Source organism: Actinomyces capricornis, assembly GCF_019974135.1.
Taxonomy (GTDB): Bacteria; Actinomycetota; Actinomycetes; order Actinomycetales; family Actinomycetaceae; genus Actinomyces; species Actinomyces capricornis.
The window spans coordinates 2111831-2129720 of record NZ_AP025017.1 but is presented as its reverse complement, the minus strand read 5'-3'; the positions used below and the strand labels follow the sequence as shown (position 1 = coordinate 2129720).

17 protein-coding genes are annotated in these 17890 nt (G+C 68.7%); 9 read left to right on the top strand and 8 right to left on the bottom strand.

Features of this window, described 5'->3' with window-relative positions; translation table 11 throughout:
• The first annotated feature begins 60 nt into the window (after positions 1-60).
• Entirely contained in the window at positions 61-1128 is a 1068-nt protein-coding gene (locus MANAM107_RS08635) for an IS630 family transposase (RefSeq protein WP_223907402.1), read from the top strand.
• A gap of 323 nt (positions 1129-1451) precedes the next feature.
• Here MANAM107_RS08635 and gap read toward each other — a convergent pair whose 3' ends face one another.
• Together gap and MANAM107_RS08625 are read right to left on the bottom strand one after the other, a co-directional pair.
• Positions 1452-2456 (bottom strand): type I glyceraldehyde-3-phosphate dehydrogenase, encoded by a 1005-nt coding sequence (gap, locus tag MANAM107_RS08630; RefSeq protein WP_223907399.1) that lies wholly within the window; start codon positions 2454-2456, stop codon positions 1452-1454.
• An 11-nt stretch (positions 2457-2467) separates the two neighbouring features.
• Complete coding sequence (locus MANAM107_RS08625; protein WP_223907395.1) at positions 2468-3130, bottom strand: TetR/AcrR family transcriptional regulator; 663 nt, start codon at positions 3128-3130, stop codon at positions 2468-2470.
• A gap of 403 nt (positions 3131-3533) precedes the next feature.
• Here MANAM107_RS08625 and MANAM107_RS08620 point away from each other — a divergent pair, with 403 nt between their 5' ends.
• The 4 genes from MANAM107_RS08620 (at position 3534) to MANAM107_RS08605 (ending at position 8670) form a co-directional block, all read left to right on the top strand.
• Entirely contained in the window at positions 3534-4301 is a 768-nt protein-coding gene (locus MANAM107_RS08620; RefSeq protein WP_223907392.1) for a sulfite exporter TauE/SafE family protein, read from the top strand.
• Positions 4302-4618: 317 nt separating this feature from the next.
• Positions 4619-5104, top strand: a complete 486-nt coding sequence (locus MANAM107_RS08615; RefSeq protein WP_223907389.1) for a pre-mRNA-splicing factor — start codon at positions 4619-4621, stop codon at positions 5102-5104.
• Between the two features lie 228 nt (positions 5105-5332).
• Complete coding sequence (gene pta, locus MANAM107_RS08610; RefSeq protein ID WP_223907386.1) at positions 5333-7387, top strand: phosphate acetyltransferase; 2055 nt, start codon at positions 5333-5335, stop codon at positions 7385-7387.
• A gap of 89 nt (positions 7388-7476) precedes the next feature.
• Positions 7477-8670, top strand: coding sequence for an acetate/propionate family kinase (locus MANAM107_RS08605; RefSeq protein ID WP_223907383.1), 1194 nt, complete (start codon positions 7477-7479; stop codon positions 8668-8670).
• 91 nt (positions 8671-8761) lie between these two features.
• On the opposite strand, the gene MANAM107_RS08600 is transcribed toward MANAM107_RS08605, so the two are convergent.
• Together MANAM107_RS08600 and MANAM107_RS08595 are read right to left on the bottom strand one after the other, a co-directional pair.
• Complete coding sequence (locus tag MANAM107_RS08600; protein WP_223907380.1) at positions 8762-9205, bottom strand: GtrA family protein; 444 nt, start codon at positions 9203-9205, stop codon at positions 8762-8764.
• A gap of 120 nt (positions 9206-9325) precedes the next feature.
• A complete protein-coding gene (locus tag MANAM107_RS08595) occupies positions 9326-9922 on the bottom strand; it encodes a ribonuclease H family protein (RefSeq protein ID WP_223907377.1) in 597 nt (198 codons plus the stop codon).
• A gap of 224 nt (positions 9923-10146) precedes the next feature.
• On the opposite strand from MANAM107_RS08595, the gene MANAM107_RS08590 reads away from it, so the two are divergent.
• Positions 10147-11847 (top strand): sodium:solute symporter family protein, encoded by a 1701-nt coding sequence (locus MANAM107_RS08590; protein ID WP_223907375.1) that lies wholly within the window; start codon positions 10147-10149, stop codon positions 11845-11847.
• Positions 11848-11877: 30 nt separating this feature from the next.
• Entirely contained in the window at positions 11878-12117 is a 240-nt protein-coding gene (locus tag MANAM107_RS08585) for a hypothetical protein (protein WP_179900579.1), read from the top strand.
• Positions 12118-12327: 210 nt separating this feature from the next.
• Here the strand turns inward: MANAM107_RS08585 and MANAM107_RS08580 are convergent, their stop codons facing one another.
• Together MANAM107_RS08580 and MANAM107_RS08575 are read right to left on the bottom strand one after the other, a co-directional pair.
• Complete coding sequence (locus tag MANAM107_RS08580) at positions 12328-12594, bottom strand: HPr family phosphocarrier protein (protein ID WP_179900580.1); 267 nt, start codon at positions 12592-12594, stop codon at positions 12328-12330.
• A gap of 284 nt (positions 12595-12878) precedes the next feature.
• Positions 12879-14003 (bottom strand): GuaB3 family IMP dehydrogenase-related protein, encoded by a 1125-nt coding sequence (locus MANAM107_RS08575; RefSeq protein ID WP_223907372.1) that lies wholly within the window; start codon positions 14001-14003, stop codon positions 12879-12881.
• A gap of 77 nt (positions 14004-14080) precedes the next feature.
• On the opposite strand from MANAM107_RS08575, the gene MANAM107_RS08570 reads away from it, so the two are divergent.
• The gene (locus tag MANAM107_RS08570) at positions 14081-14845 is read left to right on the top strand and encodes an exonuclease domain-containing protein (protein WP_223907369.1); all 765 of its coding nucleotides are present in this window, start codon (positions 14081-14083) and stop codon (positions 14843-14845) included.
• A gap of 31 nt (positions 14846-14876) precedes the next feature.
• Here MANAM107_RS08570 and guaB read toward each other — a convergent pair whose 3' ends face one another.
• The gene (gene guaB / locus MANAM107_RS08565) at positions 14877-16439 is read right to left on the bottom strand and encodes an IMP dehydrogenase (protein ID WP_223907365.1); all 1563 of its coding nucleotides are present in this window, start codon (positions 16437-16439) and stop codon (positions 14877-14879) included.
• A gap of 395 nt (positions 16440-16834) precedes the next feature.
• Between guaB and MANAM107_RS08560 the strand changes: the two genes are divergently transcribed.
• Positions 16835-17137: a WhiB family transcriptional regulator gene (locus MANAM107_RS08560; RefSeq protein ID WP_179900358.1), complete on the top strand. Its 303-nt coding sequence runs from the start codon at positions 16835-16837 to the stop codon at positions 17135-17137.
• 186 nt (positions 17138-17323) lie between these two features.
• Here the strand turns inward: MANAM107_RS08560 and groES are convergent, their stop codons facing one another.
• Complete coding sequence (gene groES / locus MANAM107_RS08555; protein WP_124932604.1) at positions 17324-17620, bottom strand: co-chaperone GroES; 297 nt, start codon at positions 17618-17620, stop codon at positions 17324-17326.
• Between the last annotated feature and the right edge of the window lie 270 nt (positions 17621-17890).

The following is a 17890-nucleotide window of genomic DNA, read 5'->3' as shown; positions in this document are numbered from 1 at the left end:
AATCGTATTCCGGTGCGTTCTTGGGTGGAGTTTAGCGCGGGCGCGGTATAAAATGGGTGTATGAGGGTTGATGTGACATCGGAAGAGCGCGAGGTCCTTTTGAGGTGGAAGAAGCGCAATGACACGCTGATTCTTGTGAGATTGAAAGCCGAGGCGGTTCTCTACGCCTCCCGCGGTGTTGATACGGGCATCATCTCTGAGATGGTCGACCGCACCGCGAGAACCGTGAGGGAATGGCTCTCGGATTGGCGGCGCTCCAGGCTGTGCTCGGTGGTCAGCGGTCATGCCGGAAATCAGAACGCGGCCAAGCTCACCGGGGATCAAAAAGCCCAGCTCGAAGAGGCGCTGAGGTTGCCGCCCGAGCAGTCGGGGATCAAGGCCCAGTTCTGGGACGTGCCTGCCCTGCGTGATGTGGTCCAGGCCAGGTTCGGCGTCCAGTACGCCTCTAACTCCTCCTACCAGCTGCTGATGCGCTTCTTGGGCATGAGCTTCAAACTGGCCGACCCCTTCGACAAGCGCCGCGACGAAGAGGCCATCACCCAGCGCATGGCCCAGATCCGCCAGGAGGTCGCCGACCTGCTGGCCGGTGGGTGGGAGGTGTGCACCGTCGATGAGGTCCGCATCGAGCACGAGGCCGAGACCCGCCGCATGTGGCTGCCCAAGGGCGAGCGGACCAAGATCCACGTCGATCGCACGCGCTCGGCGCACTCCTTCTTCGGGGCCTTGAGCCTGCGCAGTAAGAAGATGAAGGTCTACCCCATTGAGGGAAACCAGAACGCCGAGCAGATCATCTTGGCCCTGGCCCGCTTGATCAGGGAAACAGGCGCCAACAAGATCGCCGTGGTACTGGACAACGCCGCCTTCCATCACGCCAGGGCTCTTAAGGAGATGATCGAGCCAGGAGGCCAGTTCGAGAGCCTCAGACTCATCTACCTACCGCCCTACGCGCCGGACCACAACCCGACCGAGCACGTCTGGAACGCCGCCAAGGCCAGCATCGCCAACATCCAGAAAGACACCCCCGAGAACACCTGCGCAGCATTCATCGACTACATCAACAGCCGCACCTTCGACTACGACTTTGAACACCTCCCAATAAAAACCCAAACAAACGATCTTGTTTCATGACCGCCATATCTCGACACTTAATATTGAGACAATGCCCGACAGACTTGTGCAAACTATACTACGACAGAATATATTCTATTTCCTGTCAGGGGAAATATGCTTCGTACTTTCTTTAAATCATCTCCTAAAATCTAATGGGCCACGAAGATACGACGCAGGTCATAACTCGAGAGAGTGCCTGCCCCGGTCTGTGAAGAAGGCTCTCTTCAACTGTGGGTAAAGCAGATTCCTACGAGCACAGAGGGAAATCAACCCCAAGAAGTCCGTTGCTCTCTCTCAGCAGCGAAGATCGGCAACATCCCATCGGGTTCCCCGCTCTGACATCACAGTTGAGCGCCAACCCTCTCGGAGAACTCCACGAGTCGGTTGGAGAAACCCCACTCGTTGTCGTACCAGCCGAAGACCTTGACGTGATTGCCGATGACTTCGGTAAGCGGGGCGTCGAAGATCGAGGAGTGCGGGTTGCCGACAACATCATGGGAGACCAGTGGCGCCTCAGAGTACTGCAGGTAGCCGTCCAGCGGACCGTCCTGCGCGGCCCGTCGGAAGGCCTCGTTGACCTCGTCAACGCTGGTGGGCCGAGAGGTCACGACGGTCAGGTCAGTGATAGAACCGACCAGGACCGGCACACGTAGCGCAGCACCAGTCAGGCGTCCGTCGAGCTCGGGGATGACCAGGCCGATGGCCTTGGCGGCGCCCGAGGAGGTCGGGATAGTGGATGCGGCCGCGGCCCGCGCCCGGCGCACATCAGTGTGCGGAGCATCATGGATGCGCTGGTCACCGGTGTAGGCATGGACCGTTGTCATGAGGCCGGACTCCACGCCGAAGGACTCGTGAAGAACCTTCGCCAGAGGCGCTAGAGAGTTGGTGGTGCACGAACCGTTGGAGAACACATCCGCCGCTCCCACGTCGAGCACGTCATCGTTCACACCGAGCACGAAGGTGGGCACAGCCCCCTTGGCCGGCGCTGAGACGATCACCTTCTTCGCACCTCCCCGGAGATGGGCAGCGGCCCTGTCCTCGGCTGTGAACAGCCCGGTGGACTCGATAACGACGTCAACCCCCAGCGATCCCCACGGGATAGAGGCGGGGTCGCGCTCAGACAGGACCCTGATGTTGCGATCCCCCACGCTCAGAACTCCTTCATCCGCGGCGACGCCGTCGAGGTGACCGCTCACGGAGTCCCACTCCAGCAGGGTGGACAAGGTAGCCGCATCGGTGAGGTCATTGACGGCAACGACCTCAACTTCTGCGTTATTGGCCAGCGCAGCGCGCAGATAAGTGCGCCCAATGCGACCGAATCCGTTAATGCCTACGCGAACAGTCATGATATCTCTCCTTATCGAGTGGATACAGTGGTGGAATCGGCCTTGGCGGGCGCAACGGCCGGGGGCTGGGATACAGGGGAGGGACGTGCGGGATCGGACTGCCCGGATGGCGGAGCACCCGCAACCTGAAGCAGATCCAGCATTCCAGCACAGGCTTTTCTGAAGGGCTCAGAATCCTGCTGCGCCATAGCCAGGACGTAACTTCCCTGGATGGTCGCCGAGATCGTGCAAGCCAGGCGGTCGGCATCGAGGTGCGCGCACAGGGCACCTGAATCGATGGCCTCACGGATCACCTGGGATAAGGCTTCGTGGATACCACGGAACGCCTCGGCCACCGGGGCGCGCAGCTCATCATCAGCGGCCACCGCCGGATCCTGGGTCATCCGCCCCACCCGGCAGCCCTTGAGGGCTTGACGCGGGCGGGTCAGGTACTCGGTGAGCCGACCCACCGGATCACCCCCGCCCAGCAAAGGCTCCACCGAGGGGGCCACAGTCTCCTCGCATGTGCGACTCAGGGCCGCCACACCCAGATCGTGCTTGGTGGGGAAGTGGTGATACATGCTGCCCTGGCCCACCCCGGAGCGCTCACGCACCGCCCTCGGGCTGGCGGCGCTGTAACCACGTTCCCACATCAGGTCCCCCATGGCTTCAAGAAGCCGATCACGTGACGTCATGAGCAGCAATGTACCTATCTCTAGGTATCCCGCACAACATCATAGTTGTTTTGAGACATACATCTCACTTGCCTCCACTAGCCAACAATCAGGCACCCTGCGCCTCCGCATCGCGGGCGGGACCCCTACCGAGATCGCCACAGCTCGCCCGACCTGCCGAACACACGTACCGTGCGCGGGCTGCCCGGAGATCCTTGAGGAGCACGGCGCAGCCCTCAACGGCCTCAGCACCTCTCCGGCGCCCTCCATCTCATAGTCCCCGGCAGCGCCCGCAACGCCGGAAGCCGGGGCTCCTCGTATCTGTCTGTTCCCGCGCGGGATGTCCACCGCCCTGACTGGGCACCACTGGGGCAATACTGGGTCGCATACCCGACCGCCCCGAACCACCCCAAGTACTCCCTCCGTGCTCCCCGAGCTCCCGGCCCTGTCCTGGATCCTCCTGCTCCTGGCCGCCGCCCTGGCGGGCCTGGCCAAGACCGCCCTGCCCGGAGCCGCCACCCTCGCGGTGGCCCTGTGCGCGGCGATCCTGCCCGCCAGGGAGTCCACCGGGCTCATGCTGCTCCTGCTCATGACCGGGGACCTGCTGGCGGTATGGAGCTACCGCAGGGATGCCGACCTTGCCATGCTGCGGCGCCTAGTGCCCTCGGTGATCACAGGAGTGGCCACGGGCGCGCTCCTGCTGCAGCTGGCCTCCGATACCGCCATCCGGCGCGCCATCGGCGTCATCCTGCTGATTCTCATCGCCGTCACCCTCCTGCAGCGCCATCGCTGCGCAGCACCGGGCGCCCCCGCCGCGCCCGCAGGGCACGACACGGCCTCCTCCCGCCCCGCCCGCCTGCTGTACGGCACCCTGGCGGGCCTGACCACCATGGTCGCCAACGCGGGCGGACCGGTGACCTCCATGTACTTCCTGGCCTGCCGCTACCCGGTCAAGGCCTTCCTGGGCACCACCGCCTGGTTCTTCTTCGCCGTCAACCTGGTCAAGCTGCCCTTCTCCATCGCGATCGGCCTGGTCAACCCCACCACCCTGGCCGTGGCGGCTGCCGGCGCACCCATGGTGGTCCTGGCCGCGCTGGCGGGCCGCTCCCTGGCCGATCGCATGAACCAGCGGGTCTTCGAGCCGATCGTCATCGCGCTGACCATCCTTTCGGCGCTGCCGCTGCTGCGCTGAGCCTTTCCTCGGCAAGCCTCTTTTCCGCCAACCCAAGCGCCGTCGTGACAGGCATATCAGCACCGGCGCCGAATCGACGCAGCAGCAGAATACCTCCCGAGGTATCCCAGCCATCATGCGGATAACTCCCACTGAATCAGCAGTCCAACCCACCCGAATCCCCAAGGATTGACACTCCTGCGCCGACAACTTACGGTGAAAACGACTCAGATCTCCTCTGGGTGAGGAGATGCGCATGCACGAGAACCAGCGGCCACGGGCGCGCAGGTGAGTCCCGCACCGCCAAGGGCTGACCTCCACGTGAGAGGGGAGAGACCATGGCGCCAGGAAACCTGGACAGATTCCCCAGAGGATTCTTCAACGACGTCGACCGATGGCAGCGTCAGGACCCCCATGTCACCTGGAGGGACGGCCTGCTCATCGCCCACTGCGCCGCGGTCTGGACGATCTGTGCGCTGAGCACGCGCGCACTCCTGGCCTCCCTGGGACACTCCGCCCTGCGAAGTCCCGCCCTTTGGTGCCTCATCGCGATGACGGCATGGATGACCCTGCCGCCACTGCAGCTCCTCATCCCCCAGCCCGCCATCCGGCGAGCACTGCGCATGGCCGTCGCCGCCAGCTCCCTGGCCACCTCCACCGCATGCCTCGGCTTCCTCCACGGCATCGCCGCAAGGGCCCCCGCACCCTCGCAGCGCCTGGATGACATGTGGATCGTCATCCTCTCGGCGATCGGCATGCTCATCCTGGGCGCCGTCGGGCTCCTCGCCCTCCTGCGCCCCACAGCCATGGAGCCCACCGGTTGACGCCCCGCCGCGGGCCCCAGGTGCTCGATGACCGCCGCAGCCCATCGGGCATCCAGCGCCGCGCGGCGCCCACAATCCCCGGAATCATGCGGTTTCTCACAACAATTCCACAACTCACACGGACCTTGGTCGCATAAGGAACGGTTCGCAGGGCAGACTGGGGCGGTGAGGAGCAGCGGAACGTCCCGCCGGCTCCCGCCCACAGTACAGATGCGAAAAGGACCCAACGTGGCGCGCAGTATCTACATCGCCTCACCCAATGCCGGAACCGGGAAGTCAACGGTGGCCCTCGGACTGGTGGCCTCACTGACCAAGGTCGTCGCCAAGGTGGGCGTCTTCCGCCCCTTCGTGGAGTCGCGCGATAACGATGACTTCCTCAACCTCCTGCTGGCCCGCTCGGGCTCGACCACGGCCCCCGAGCTCTGCGTGGGCGCCACCTGGGATGAGTTCCACGCCGACCCCGAGGAGTCCCTGTCGCGGATCGTCTCGGCCTACCGCACCATGGCCCGCGAGCACGACGTCGTCATCATCGACGGCTCGGACTTCACCGACGTCGTGGGCAACCCCGAGCTCGAGCTCAACGCCCGGGTGGCCGCCAACATCGACGCCCCCATCCTCCTGGTCGTCTCCGGGGCCCACGACCCCGAGGACGTCGTGGGCAGCGTCGAGGTCTCCATCGCCGAGATCGCCGACAACCACGCCCGCACCGTGGCGGTGGTGGCCAACAAGTGCCGCCCCGAGACCCGCCAGGCGGTGGCCCAGGCCCTGGCCGGCATCGAGGGCGTGGCCTCCACCACCCTGCCCGAGGTCCCGCTGCTGGCCGCCCCCTCGGTGCGCGAGGTCATGGCCAATGTCCAGGGCACCCTCATCGCCGGCGATCCCGCCCTGCTGGAGCGCGAGGCCGAGTCCGTGCTGGTGTGCGCCATGGACGTCTCCCACGTCCTGGAGCGCCTGAGCGAGGGCCAGCTGGCCATCGTGCCGGCCGACCGCTCCGCCGTCCTCATCTCCCTGGCCGCCGCCCAGGCCTCCTCCAGCTTCCCGGTCCTCTCCGGCCTGGTCCTCAACGGCGGCTTCCAGGTCGCCCCCCACGCCATGCGCCTGCTGGAGGGCCTGGGCATCTCCATCCCTGTCATCGCCTCCCCCCTGGACACCTTCGAGGCCGCCTCGATCTCCGGCTCCCTGCGGGGCCTGCTGGCCCACGGCTCGGAGCGCAAGCTGGACGTGGCCGTGACCACCTTCGAGCAGGAGGCCGACGTCGATGCGCTGTTGGCCGCGCTGGAGGTCGAGCCCTCCGGCGTCGTGACCCCCATCATGTTCCAGGCCGAGCTGGTCGAGCGCAGCCGCGCCGAGCGCAAGACCATCGTGCTGCCCGAGCCCGACGACGACCGCGTCCTGCGTGCGGCCGACGCCATCCTGCGCCGCGGCATCGCCGACCTGGTGCTCCTGGGCGACGAGACCGCCGTGCGCGCCCGCGCCGCCGAGCTGGGCCTGGACATCGCCGCCGCCCGTGTGGTCTCCACCGAGGACCCCGAGCTGCTGGAGAAGTACGCCGCGGAGTTCGCCCGCCTGCGCGCCAAGAAGGGCGTGACCCTGGAGGACGCCCGCGAGAAGGTCCAGGACGTGTCCTACTTCGGCACCATGATGGTGCACATGGGCGACGCCGACGGCATGGTCTCCGGGGCGGCCCACACCACCGCGCACACCATCGTCCCCTCCTTCCAGATCATCAAGACCCAGCCGGGGACCTCCATCGTCTCCTCGGTCTTCCTCATGCTCCTGGAGGACCGGGTCCTGGTCTACGGCGACTGCGCCGTCAACCCCGAGCCCACCGCCGAGCAGCTGGCCGACATCGCCATCTCCTCGGCGGCCACCGCCGTCCAGTTCGGGGTGGAGCCGCGCGTGGCCATGCTGTCCTTCTCCACGGGCGCCTCCGGCCAGGGCGCGGACGTGGACAAGGTGCGCGAGGCCACCGAGCTGGTGCGCGCCAAGGCGCCCGAGCTGGCCGTGGACGGCCCCATCCAGTACGACGCCGCCGTCGACCCTACGGTGGCGGCCAAGAAGGCCCCGGGCTCGGCGGTGGCCGGGCGCGCCAACGTCCTCATCTTCCCCGACCTGTCCAGCGGCAACATCGGCTACAAGGCGGTGCAGCGCTCCAGCGGCGCGATCGCCGTGGGCCCCGTCCTCCAGGGCCTGAACAAGCCGGTCAACGACCTCTCGCGCGGCGCCCTGGTGGAGGACATCATCAACACCGTGGCCATCACCGCCGTCCAGGCGCAGGGCTGAGCGGAACCGCCGCCCCGCTCCCCCGATCCGCAGCGGCCCACTGGCCGCACCGGCGTCAGCACCCCCGTCCACCACCGAAAGGCCCCCTCGTGACCCAGCAGGCCCAGCGCACCGTCCTCGTCATCAACTCCGGCTCCTCCTCCATCAAGTACCAGCTCGTCGACCCCGACTCCGGCCGGGCCCTGGCCTCCGGGCTGGTCGAGCGCATCGGGGAGGAGACCGGCGCCATCACCCACAAGCACGAGGGCCGGACCACCGAGATCACCCAGGCCGTACCCGACCACGGCGCCGGCCTGGCCCAGGTGCTGCGCCTCTTCGAGGAGAAGGGGCCCTCCCTGGCCGAGGCCCACATCGTGGCCGTGGGGCACCGGGTCGTCCAGGGCGGGCGCCACTTCTCCGGCCCCGCCCTCATCGACGACGACGTCGTGGCCCTCATCGAGGAGCTCGTGCCGCTGGGCCCGCTGCACAACCCCGCCCACCTCAAGGGCATCGAGGTGGGACGTAGCCTCCTGAGCGACGTGCCCCACGTGGCCGTGTTCGACACCGCCTTCTTCCAGGACCTGCCCGAGGAGGCCGCCCGCTACGCCCTGGACCGCGAGGTCGCCGACCGCTACTCCATCCGCCGCTACGGGGCCCACGGCACCAGCCACCAGTTCGTCTCCGGCGAGGTCTCCGCGCTGCTGGGCCGGGCGGACCTCAAGCAGATCGTCCTGCACCTGGGCAACGGGGCCTCGGCCTCCGCCGTCGTGGCCGGGCACGCCGTGGAGACCTCCATGGGCCTGACGCCCCTGGAGGGCCTGGTCATGGGCGGGCGCACCGGGGATATCGACCCGGCGGCCGTCTTCCACCTGGCGCGTGTGGCGGGCATGAGCATCGATGAGATCGACCACCTGTTCAACCGCGGCTCGGGCATGAAGGGCCTGAGCGGGGACAACGACATGCGCGAGGTGTGGAAGCGCGTGGCCGCCGGGGAGCAGGAGGCCCGCGACGCCATGGACGTCTACCTGCACCGGCTGACCAAGTACGTGGGCGCCTACACCGCCGTCATGGGCGGGCTGGACGCCCTGACCTTCACCGCCGGCATCGGGGAGAACGACGCCCGCCTGCGCCGCGAGCTGTGCCAGCGCCTGGCCTTCCTGGGCATCGAGCTCGATGAGGCGGCCAATGAGGAGCGCGCCGATGGGGCCCGCGTCATCTCCACTCCCGGCTCCGCGGTGACCGTGCTGGTCGTGCCCACCAACGAGGAGCTGGCCATCGCCCGCCAGGCCGTCACCCTCCTCTAACCCTTCCTTTCGACAATTTGCATGAGATCGTACTTTTCCGGGCCCGGAAAAGTACGATCTCATGCAAATTGTCGAAAGGTTAGGTCGGAGGTCAGCGGTAGACGAGGCGGGACTGGGCCAGGTAGTTGACGACGAAGAGCGTGGAGTCGGCCAGGATCTTGGCCAGCCACAGGGGTAGGCCCACCGCCGTGAGGGCCTCGAGCCCGAGGTAGGAGGCGCTCATGAGGCAGGCCTGCACGGTGGCGTAGCCCATCGCGGCACGCCCCAGGGAGGCGGAGTCCCGCTCGCATGCGGCGAACAGGCTCCGGTTGACCAGGAAGTTCATCGCGCTGGACACCAGGCGGGCGCTGACCACCGCACCGAGGACCGACCCGGTCATACCGCTGAGGATGAGCACCAGCATGTAGTCCACCATCCAGCTGGACAGCGACGAGGCGGCGAAGAGCACCGCGGTGGGGACCCGCTCGCGCAGGACGGCCAGGCCATGGAAGGAGATGCTGTCAAGGGAGAGCGGGAGGGCGGCGCTTGCGGTCATGGCTCAACCCTGCCGAGCCGCCTTATGGCGCCGGCATGACCACCCTGTGCTCAATCTGTGAAGACGGGCGATGCCTGCGCCCAGCCGCCGGCGCCGTCGGCAGGAGGTGGCCGGACCGGCTCAGAACAGCGTGCCGCTCTCCTCGCGCAGCCGGGCACGGCGGGCCGCAGTCGCCCCGGGGACCACAGCGCCGTCGTCGTCCTCAGAGGATCCGACGACGGCGGGGCCGCGGTCTCCCTCACCCGCCCCCGGCCATCCCGGCCCGCCGGGTACCGGGGTCCCACGCTGGTAGGCGGTGGCCGCCGCGCGGGCACGGGAGTCCGCCGCCTCGTTCATGGGGTGGCCCACATGGCCGCGCACCCACTCAAAACGCACCGAACGGCCCGCGAGCGCCTCATCGAGGGCCTGCATGAGATCGGCGTTGAGCACCGGCTTGCCATCGGCCTTGCGCCAGCCGCGCCTCTTCCACCCGGCCATCCACTTGGTCAGGGAGTTGATGACGTACTGGGAGTCGCACTGGATGAGCAGATCCTCCCCTGCCAGCCCCGCGGCCCGGGTGGCATGCAGCAGCTCCAGGACGGCGGTGAGCTCGCCACGGTTGTTCGTGGCGCTCGGCCAGCCTCCCGCCGCCCAGCAGCCCTCGTCCACATACCATGCCCAGCCCGCCGGGCCGGGATTGCCCAGGGCGGATCCGTCCGCCGCCGCGATGATCGTCATGGCACCCACCCTACCGGGGCGCTGCGGCAGGCCCGATGGACGCCAGGCACCCGGGCCCCGGACGCCCCTGGTGCCATGGCCCCGCACACGGCATCGGGCGGATGGGACACGATCGGGCTGCCAGGGCGCCCTCAGCGTTTTCCCTCCCCGGCGCCGAGGGGCTAGCCTGTGACAAAGACGTGATCTTCGTCCGCCATCCCCTCCCGGATTGCTGAGGTACATCGATGTCCTCCCCCCTGGCCTCCGCCTCGGCCACGCTCATCGAGGCTGAGTGGTACGACTACATCCCCATCGTCATCTACTTCGCCTTCGTCATCGGGGTGGGCCTCATGGTCCGCGCCCAGGCCACCACCTCCGATGAGTTCCTCACCTCGGGCCGCTCACTACCGGCCTGGGTCACCGGCATCGCCTTCGTCTCGGCGAATCTGGGTGCGGTGGAGATCATGGGCATGTCGGCCAACGGCGCCCAGTACGGCATGCCGACCTTCCACTACTTCTGGATCGGCGCCATCCCGGCCATGCTCTTCCTGGGACTGGTGATGATGCCCTTCTACTACGGCTCCAAGGTCCGCTCCGTGCCAGAGTTCATGCTCAAGCGCTACGGCGTGGCGGCCCATCTGGTCAACTCCCTGAGCTTCGCCCTGGCCCAGCTGCTCATCGCCGGCATCAACCTCTTCCTGCTGGGCAAGATCATGAACTGGCTGCTGGGCTGGCCCCTGTGGGTGGGGCTCATCGTCGCGGCCGTCATCGTCTACACCTACATCACGATGGGCGGGCTGTCGGCGGCCATCTACAACGAGGTGCTCCAGTTCTTCGTCATCGTGGCGGCGCTGCTGCCGCTGACCATCATCGGCCTGCACCGCGTGGGCGGCTGGGACGGACTGACCACGCGGATCACCAACAGCGCACTGGCGGCCGGCTCGGATCCCGCCCAGCAGCTCCACTCCTGGCCGGGCAATGCGATCTCCGGCTTCAGCTCCGATGTGCTGTCCGTAGTGGGCCTGGTCTTCGGCCTGGGCTTCGTGCTCTCCTTCGGCTACTGGACGACGAACTTCGTGGAGGTCCAGCGCGCCATGGCCTCGGACTCCATCTCCGCGGCCCAGTCCACCCCGATCATCGGCACCTTCGTCAAGATGCTGGTGCCCTTCCTGGTCATCGTGCCCGGAATGGTCGCAGGCGTCCTGGTCATCGAGGTCCAGCAGCTCAAGGCCGGGGCCACAGGCGCCTACGAGTACAACGACGCGATCCTCTACCTCATGCGCGATGTGCTGCCCAACGGTCTGCTGGGCCTGGCCATCACCGGTCTCCTGGCCTCCTTCATGGCCGGTATGGCCGCCAATATCTCCGCCTTCAACACGGTGTGGGGGGTGGACATCTACCAGGGCTATCTCAACAAGGACGCCGACGACGCCCACTACCTCAGGGTCGGCAGGCTCTCGACCCTGGCCGCCTCCGCGATCGCGATCCTCACCGCACTGATCGCCTCGCACTACTCCAACCTCATGGACTACCTCCAGACCCTGTTCTCGATGTTCAACGCGCCCCTGTTCGCGACCTTCATCATCGGGATGTTCTGGAGGCGGGCCACGGCCGCCGCCGGCTGGGTGGGCCTGGTGGCCGGGACCCTGGGCGCCCTGGCGGTCAACATCCTGCTGTGGACCGAGGTGCTGTCCATGCCGGGCCAGGGGGGAGCCTTCCTGGCCGCCGGAGTGGCCTTCGTCGTCGACGTCGTGGTCACGGTGGCGGTCACGATGGTCACCCAGCCCAAGCCCGAGGCCGAGCTCCAGGGCTTCGTCTACTCCCTGACCCCCAAGAGCGAGCGCACCGACCCGCACCTGCACGAGCTGCCCTGGTACCGACGTCCCGTCCCGCTGGCGATCATCGCCGCGGCCCTGGTCATCACCCTCAACAGCGTCTTCCACTGACGCATCGATCCGAGCAGAACAGGAACGGATATGAACAAGCGCTCCCTGACCGACATCCGGGCGGTGATCGCCGGGGCCCTGGGACTCATCGGCGTCTTCCTGCTGGCCTGCGCCGCCCTGGCCACCGACCACTGGCAGATGGCCCGCACCGGCGGCTACAACGCCAACCTGTGGTCGGGGCTGGGACTGCTGGTCATCGCTGCGGGCATGGGGCTGTGGTGGCTGGTGCGCCCCACGCCGGGGGGAGGCTCGGGCACCGGCGCGCAGTAGCGGCGCCCGGCCCGGGCCCTCAGCGGCCCCTGCCGCCGTCGCCGCTCAGCCCGACGGCGTGCGGACCGCCAGCCCCCAGCGCGACGGCGCCCTGAGCGCGGGTGGATCGCCCGGATCACCCGGGCGGCTCAGGCCGCACGGCCCGGACCCGAGAGCGCGGTGGGGGCGCGTCCCCACCGGGACGCGCCCCCACCGATGGGCTGCCTGGGCTCAGGCGTCGAGGTCGGTCTCCAGGAGGGCCTTGAGCTCCTCCAGGGCGGTCTCGGCGCCGTCGGCCTCGGAGGTCAGGGTGACCACATCGCCGAAGCCGGCGCCCAGGGTCATGACACCCAGGATCGAGGAGGCGTCCACGGCAGCGCCGCCCTCCTTGGCGATGGTGACGGGAACACCCTTCTCAGCGACGGCCTTGACGAAGGTGGCGGCAGGACGGGCGTGCAGACCGACCTTGGAAGCGATGGTGGCGGTGACCTGGGCCATGTGGAACTCCTTTGTGGTGCAGGGATCGGCATGGTGGGTGCGTGTGGCCCCCGTGTGCCGGTACGCAGCAGCGCGGCGACTGCCTGGGCATGACAGTACCGGAGATTGCCCGCCAGGTGCACCAATCAGCGCGATGAATAGTCCTAGGAGCCTTTCTCATCGGAGCTGGGGCGCGAGCACCCCCTCACCGGGAGCGGGCGGGGCGTCGCGGCGACCGCTCACCGGCCCCCAAGCGCGCACCGGTCTCCTTCCCCGGCCCGCGTTGGCGGGCGGCCGGGGCGGCCTTACGAGGCCTCGTAGGGGGCCAGCACGATCTCCACGCGCTGGAGCTCCTTGACGTCGCTGTATCCGGTGGTGGCCAGGGTGCGCCGCAGGGCCCCCATGATGTTGAGGGTGCCGTCGGCGCGGTCCGAGGGGCCGTTGAGGATCTCGGCCATGGTGCCCACGGTTCCCACATGGCTGCGGAAGCCCCGCGGCAGGCGCTCGTGCCTGGCCTCGGCGCCCCAGTGGTAGCCGCCGCCCGGGGCCTCCTGGGCGCGGGCCAGGGCGGCTCCGAGCATGACGGCGTCGGCACCGCAGGCGATGGCCTTGACCACGTCGCCGGAATTGCCCACGGAGCCGTCGGCGATGACGTGGACGTAGCGGCCCCCGGACTCATCGAGGTAGTCGCGCCGCGCCCCGGCGACGTCGGCCACGGCGGTGGCCATGGGCATGTGCAGGCCCAGGACCTGGCGCACCGAGGAGGAGGCCCCGCCGCCCTGGCCCACCAGGACCCCGGCGGCCCCGGTGCGCATGAGGTGGAGGGCCGCGGTGTAGGTCGTCACCCCGCCCACGATGACCGGAACGTCGAGCTCGTAGATGAAGCGCTTGAGATTGAGGGGCTCGGCGGATCCCGAGACGTGCTCGGCCGAGACGAAGGAGCCGCGGATGACCAGCAGGTCCACCCCCGCCTCCACCACGGTGCGCCAGTGCCGCTGGGTCTGGGCCGGGCTCAGCCGCCCGGCGACGACGACGCCCGCCTGGCGGATGCGGCTGAGGCACTCGGTGATGAGCTCGGGTCTGACCGGGGCCCGGTAGACCTCCTGCAGGACGCGGGTGGCCTCCTGCGGCGGGGCCTGGCGGATGCGCTCCAGGGCCGGGGCGGGGTCCTCGTAGCGGGTCCACAGGCCCTCCAGGTCCAGCACGCCGATGCCGCCGAGCTCGCCGACCATGATCGCCGTGTGCGGGCTCATCACCGAGTCCATCGGCGAGGCCATGACGGGCAGGTCCACATGGTAGGCGTCGATCTGCCAGCCCACGCGCACCTCGGTGGTGTCGCGGGTGCGCCTGGCGGGGACCAGGGCGATATCGTCGAAGGAGTAGGCGCGGCGGGCCCTCTTGGAGCGTCCGATCTCGATCTCTGAGCTCATGCGGGCATCCTAGGCCCCCGGCGCCCCGCTCCGGCATGCCCCGCATTGGTGTCATAGGCCGGTGGCATGCTCCTGCCATGAGCCACGCACGCCCTGACGCCCCCCGCCCCTCAGCAGCCCCCGCCACCTGGGTGGAGGGCCCGCTCCTGGGATTCGACACCGAGACCACGGGGGTCGACCCCCGCCAGGACCGCCTGGTGACCGCCGCCCTGGTGGCCCGAGGCCCCAGGCTGCCCGACGGCACGCGTAGCCAGGAGACCCGCACCTGGCTGGCCGACCCCGGCGTGGAGATCCCCGAGGCGGCCACCGCCGTGCACGGGGTGAGCACACAGCGGGCCCGCGCCGAGGGCCGGCCGCTGGCGGAGGTCCTGGCCGAGGTCAGTGACCGGCTCGTGGCGGCGATGGGCGCCGGCACCCCGGTGGTGGCCTTCAACAGCTCCTACGACCTCACGCTCCTGGAGGCCGAGCTCGCCCGCCACGGCCTGTCCACCATGCGCGAGCGCCTGGGCCGCGAGCTGGGCCCCATCGCCGACCCCCTGGTCATCGACCGCGGCGTCGACCGGTGGCGCAGGGGCAAGCGCCGCCTGAGCGACCTGTGCACCGTCTACGGCGTGGAGGCGGGGGCCCTGCACACCGCCGAGGTGGATGTGGCCGCCACCCTGGATGTCCTGGAGGCACTGGTCGCGGCATACCCCGAGGTCGGCCGCCTGGCCGTTGAGGAGCTCGTCCCCTGGCAGGCGCGGGCGCACCGCCAGTGGGCGCAGAGCTTCAACGAGTGGCTGAGCCGGGCCAATCCCGGCCGCGAGGGGGCGCAGACCTCCTGGCCGCTGCCCTCGTCCTGAGGGCCCGGGCGCCCGGGCCCCGCGGGGCGCCTCAGGCCTCCTGGCGCCCGGTGTAGTTGGGGGCCTCCACGGTCATCTTGACGTCGTGGGGGTGGGACTCCTTGAGGCCCGCACTGGTGATGCGCACGAACTGTCCGCGCTCCTTGAGGTCGGCGATGGTGCGGGCACCGACGTAGAACATCGACTGGTGCAGCCCGCCCACCAGCTGGTAGACGACGTCGCCCAGCGCCCCGGAGTAGGGGACCTGCCCCTCGATGCCCTCGGGGATGAGCTTGTCATCACCCGAGACATCGGCCTGGAAGTAGCGGTCCTTGGAGAAGGAGGTGCGCCCGCGCGAGCTCATGGCGCCCAGGGAGCCCATGCCGCGGTAGCGCTTCCACTGCTTGCCGTTGACGAAGACCAGGTCCCCGGGGGACTCGGTGCACCCGGCCAGCAGGGAGCCGAGCATGACGGTGTCCGCCCCGGCCACCAGCGCCTTGGCGATGTCGCCGGAGTACTGCAGACCGCCGTCGGCGATGAGCGGGATGCCTGCGGGGGTGCAGGCGCGGGCGGCCTCGTAGACGGCGGTGACCTGGGGGACGCCCACGCCGGCCACCACACGGGTGGTGCAGATGGAGCCCGGCCCCACGCCCACCTTGACGGCGTCGGCGCCGGCGTCGATGAGGGCCTGGGCGCCCTCGCGGGTGGCCACGTTGCCCCCGATGATCTCCACGCCGCCGAAGGCGGGATCGGTCTTCAGCCGGGAGATCATCTCCAGGGCCAGGGCGGCGCCGCCATTGGCGGTGTCCACCACGATGACGTCCACCCCGGCCTCGGCCAGTGCCGCGGCCCGGTCCCAGGTGTCGCCCCAGTAGCCGACGGCCGCGCCCACCACCAGGCGGCCCGCCTCATCCTTGGTGGCCGAGGGGTACTGCTCGGTCTTGACGAAGTCCTTGACGGTGATGAGGCCGGTCAGATGCCCCTGGTCGTCGATGATGGGCAGCTTCTCGATGCGGTGCTCAGCCAGGAGCGCCTTGGCGTCCTCCCGGGAGATACCGGTGCTTCCGGTGATGAGCCGCTCGCGCGGGGTCATGCACTCGCGCACCTCCATGGCGTCCCACCGCTCGGGGGGCACGAAGCGCAGGTCCCGGTTGGTGATGATCCCGACCAGGCCGCCCTCCTCATCGACCACGGGCAGGCCGGAGACCTTGTAGTGCCCGCACAGCTCGTCGACCTGGGAGATCGTCGCCTGCGGCGCGACCGTGACCGGGTCGGTGACCATCCCCGACTCCGAGCGCTTGACGCGGCGGACCTGCTGGGCCTGGTCCTCGATGGACAGATTGCGGTGCAGGATGCCGAGGCCGCCCTGACGGGCCATGGCAATGGCCATCTCCGCCTCGGTGACGGTGTCCATGGCCGCCGACAGGAGCGGCACGGACAGGCGGATCCGCCTGGTCAGGCGGGAGGAGGTATCCACCTCCGAGGGCACGACGTCGGTGAGCCCGGGCAGCAGCAGCACGTCGTCGTAGGTCAGTCCGGTGGGGGCGAAGATGTCTGGGCTGGTGATCGAGTCGCTCACGCAGCCATCGTATGACCACCGCTGCTGCCGGCGCATATCGCCGCCAGGATTCCGCCGGGACCCTCGGGCCGCCATGCGGCGCGGGCGGCCGCCGCGGATCGCAGAGCCCACACCGATTCAACCACTGAGTCAATAATACACGTCTCACGAGACCTTCACCACACCCGTTGCGGCCTCGACCATCGGGCCCGCCGGGCATAGGCTGGGAGAATAACTGACATGGGAGATCCCGGACACGCGGCGCGTCAATCACGCGGCACGATATGACCGTCGTTTCCAGATAAGAATGACGACGTCATATGCCCACAATAGAGTGGACATTCGCGGCGAACCGGGCATATCTTCTTGATTTGCCGGCCCTGCGATCATACTGTTATGTATGAGTCGCCGTCGGCGTTCCGTCGAGTTGCTTCCAAGGGGGGAATCGATTCATGCATGATGCTTCACGTCTGCCGGGGCCGATCTCAGCCCTGTGGGAGTGGCAGTACCGCGGAGCATGCTTGGGCATGGACTCCTCCATGTTCTTCCACCCCGAGGGAGAGCGCGGCAGCTCGCGGCGCCGCCGCGACGAGCGGGCCAAGGCGGTGTGCCGGCGCTGCCCCGTACTGGAGGAGTGCCGCAGCCATGCGCTGCGCACCCACGAGCCCTACGGCGTCTGGGGCGGCATGAGCGAGGACGAGCGGCGCGCCTACCACGAGCAGGCCGGCCGGCGCATCACCACCGAGCCCGCCTGAGGCCCGGCCCTAGGCGCCCACCGAGGCAGCGGCGCCGTCGGCGCCAGGGCCGCCGTCGGCCCCGCCCGAGCAGCCCCCAGGCGGACGCCCCTCCCAGGCGGACTCAGGGGCGGGCATCCGCAGATGCCCGCCCCTGAAGGGACTCACGGCCGCCCAGCAGCAGCGCCAATGGCGGCACGGATCCGATTACTTGGTGACGACGGCCAGCACGTCACGGGCCGAGAGGATGAGGTACTCCTCGCCCGCGTACTTGACCTCGGTGCCCCCGTACTTGGAGTAGATGACCACGTCGCCCTCGGAGACGTCGACCGGGATGCGGTTGCCGGAGTCGTCGACACGACCCGGGCCCACAGCCACGACCTTGCCCTCCTGGGGCTTCTCCTGCGCGGTGTCCGGGATCACCAGACCCGACGCGGTGGTCTGCTCGGCCTCAACCGTCTGGACGACGATGCGGTCCTCCAGCGGCTTGATGGAGATCGACATTGCGGACCTCCCCTTCTCGCTTCTCAGCGTTGCAGTGGAACGGCTTGATCGCCCCCGCATAGCGCCTGACCGCCGTCGCGGGGGTCGGCCCGGCACTGCTCGGAGTGCGAGTCGCATGGCGCGCCCACCCGCCGACCTGGGCCGGCACACGGATGGGGAGCACTCATGCGCCCGCACCGAAATCTACGACGTCGTTAGCACTCAGTCAACGCGAGTGCCAATGCGTGTCCCGGTTTCGCCCACGGCGTCAGCCAGGCCGTTCCCCGCCGG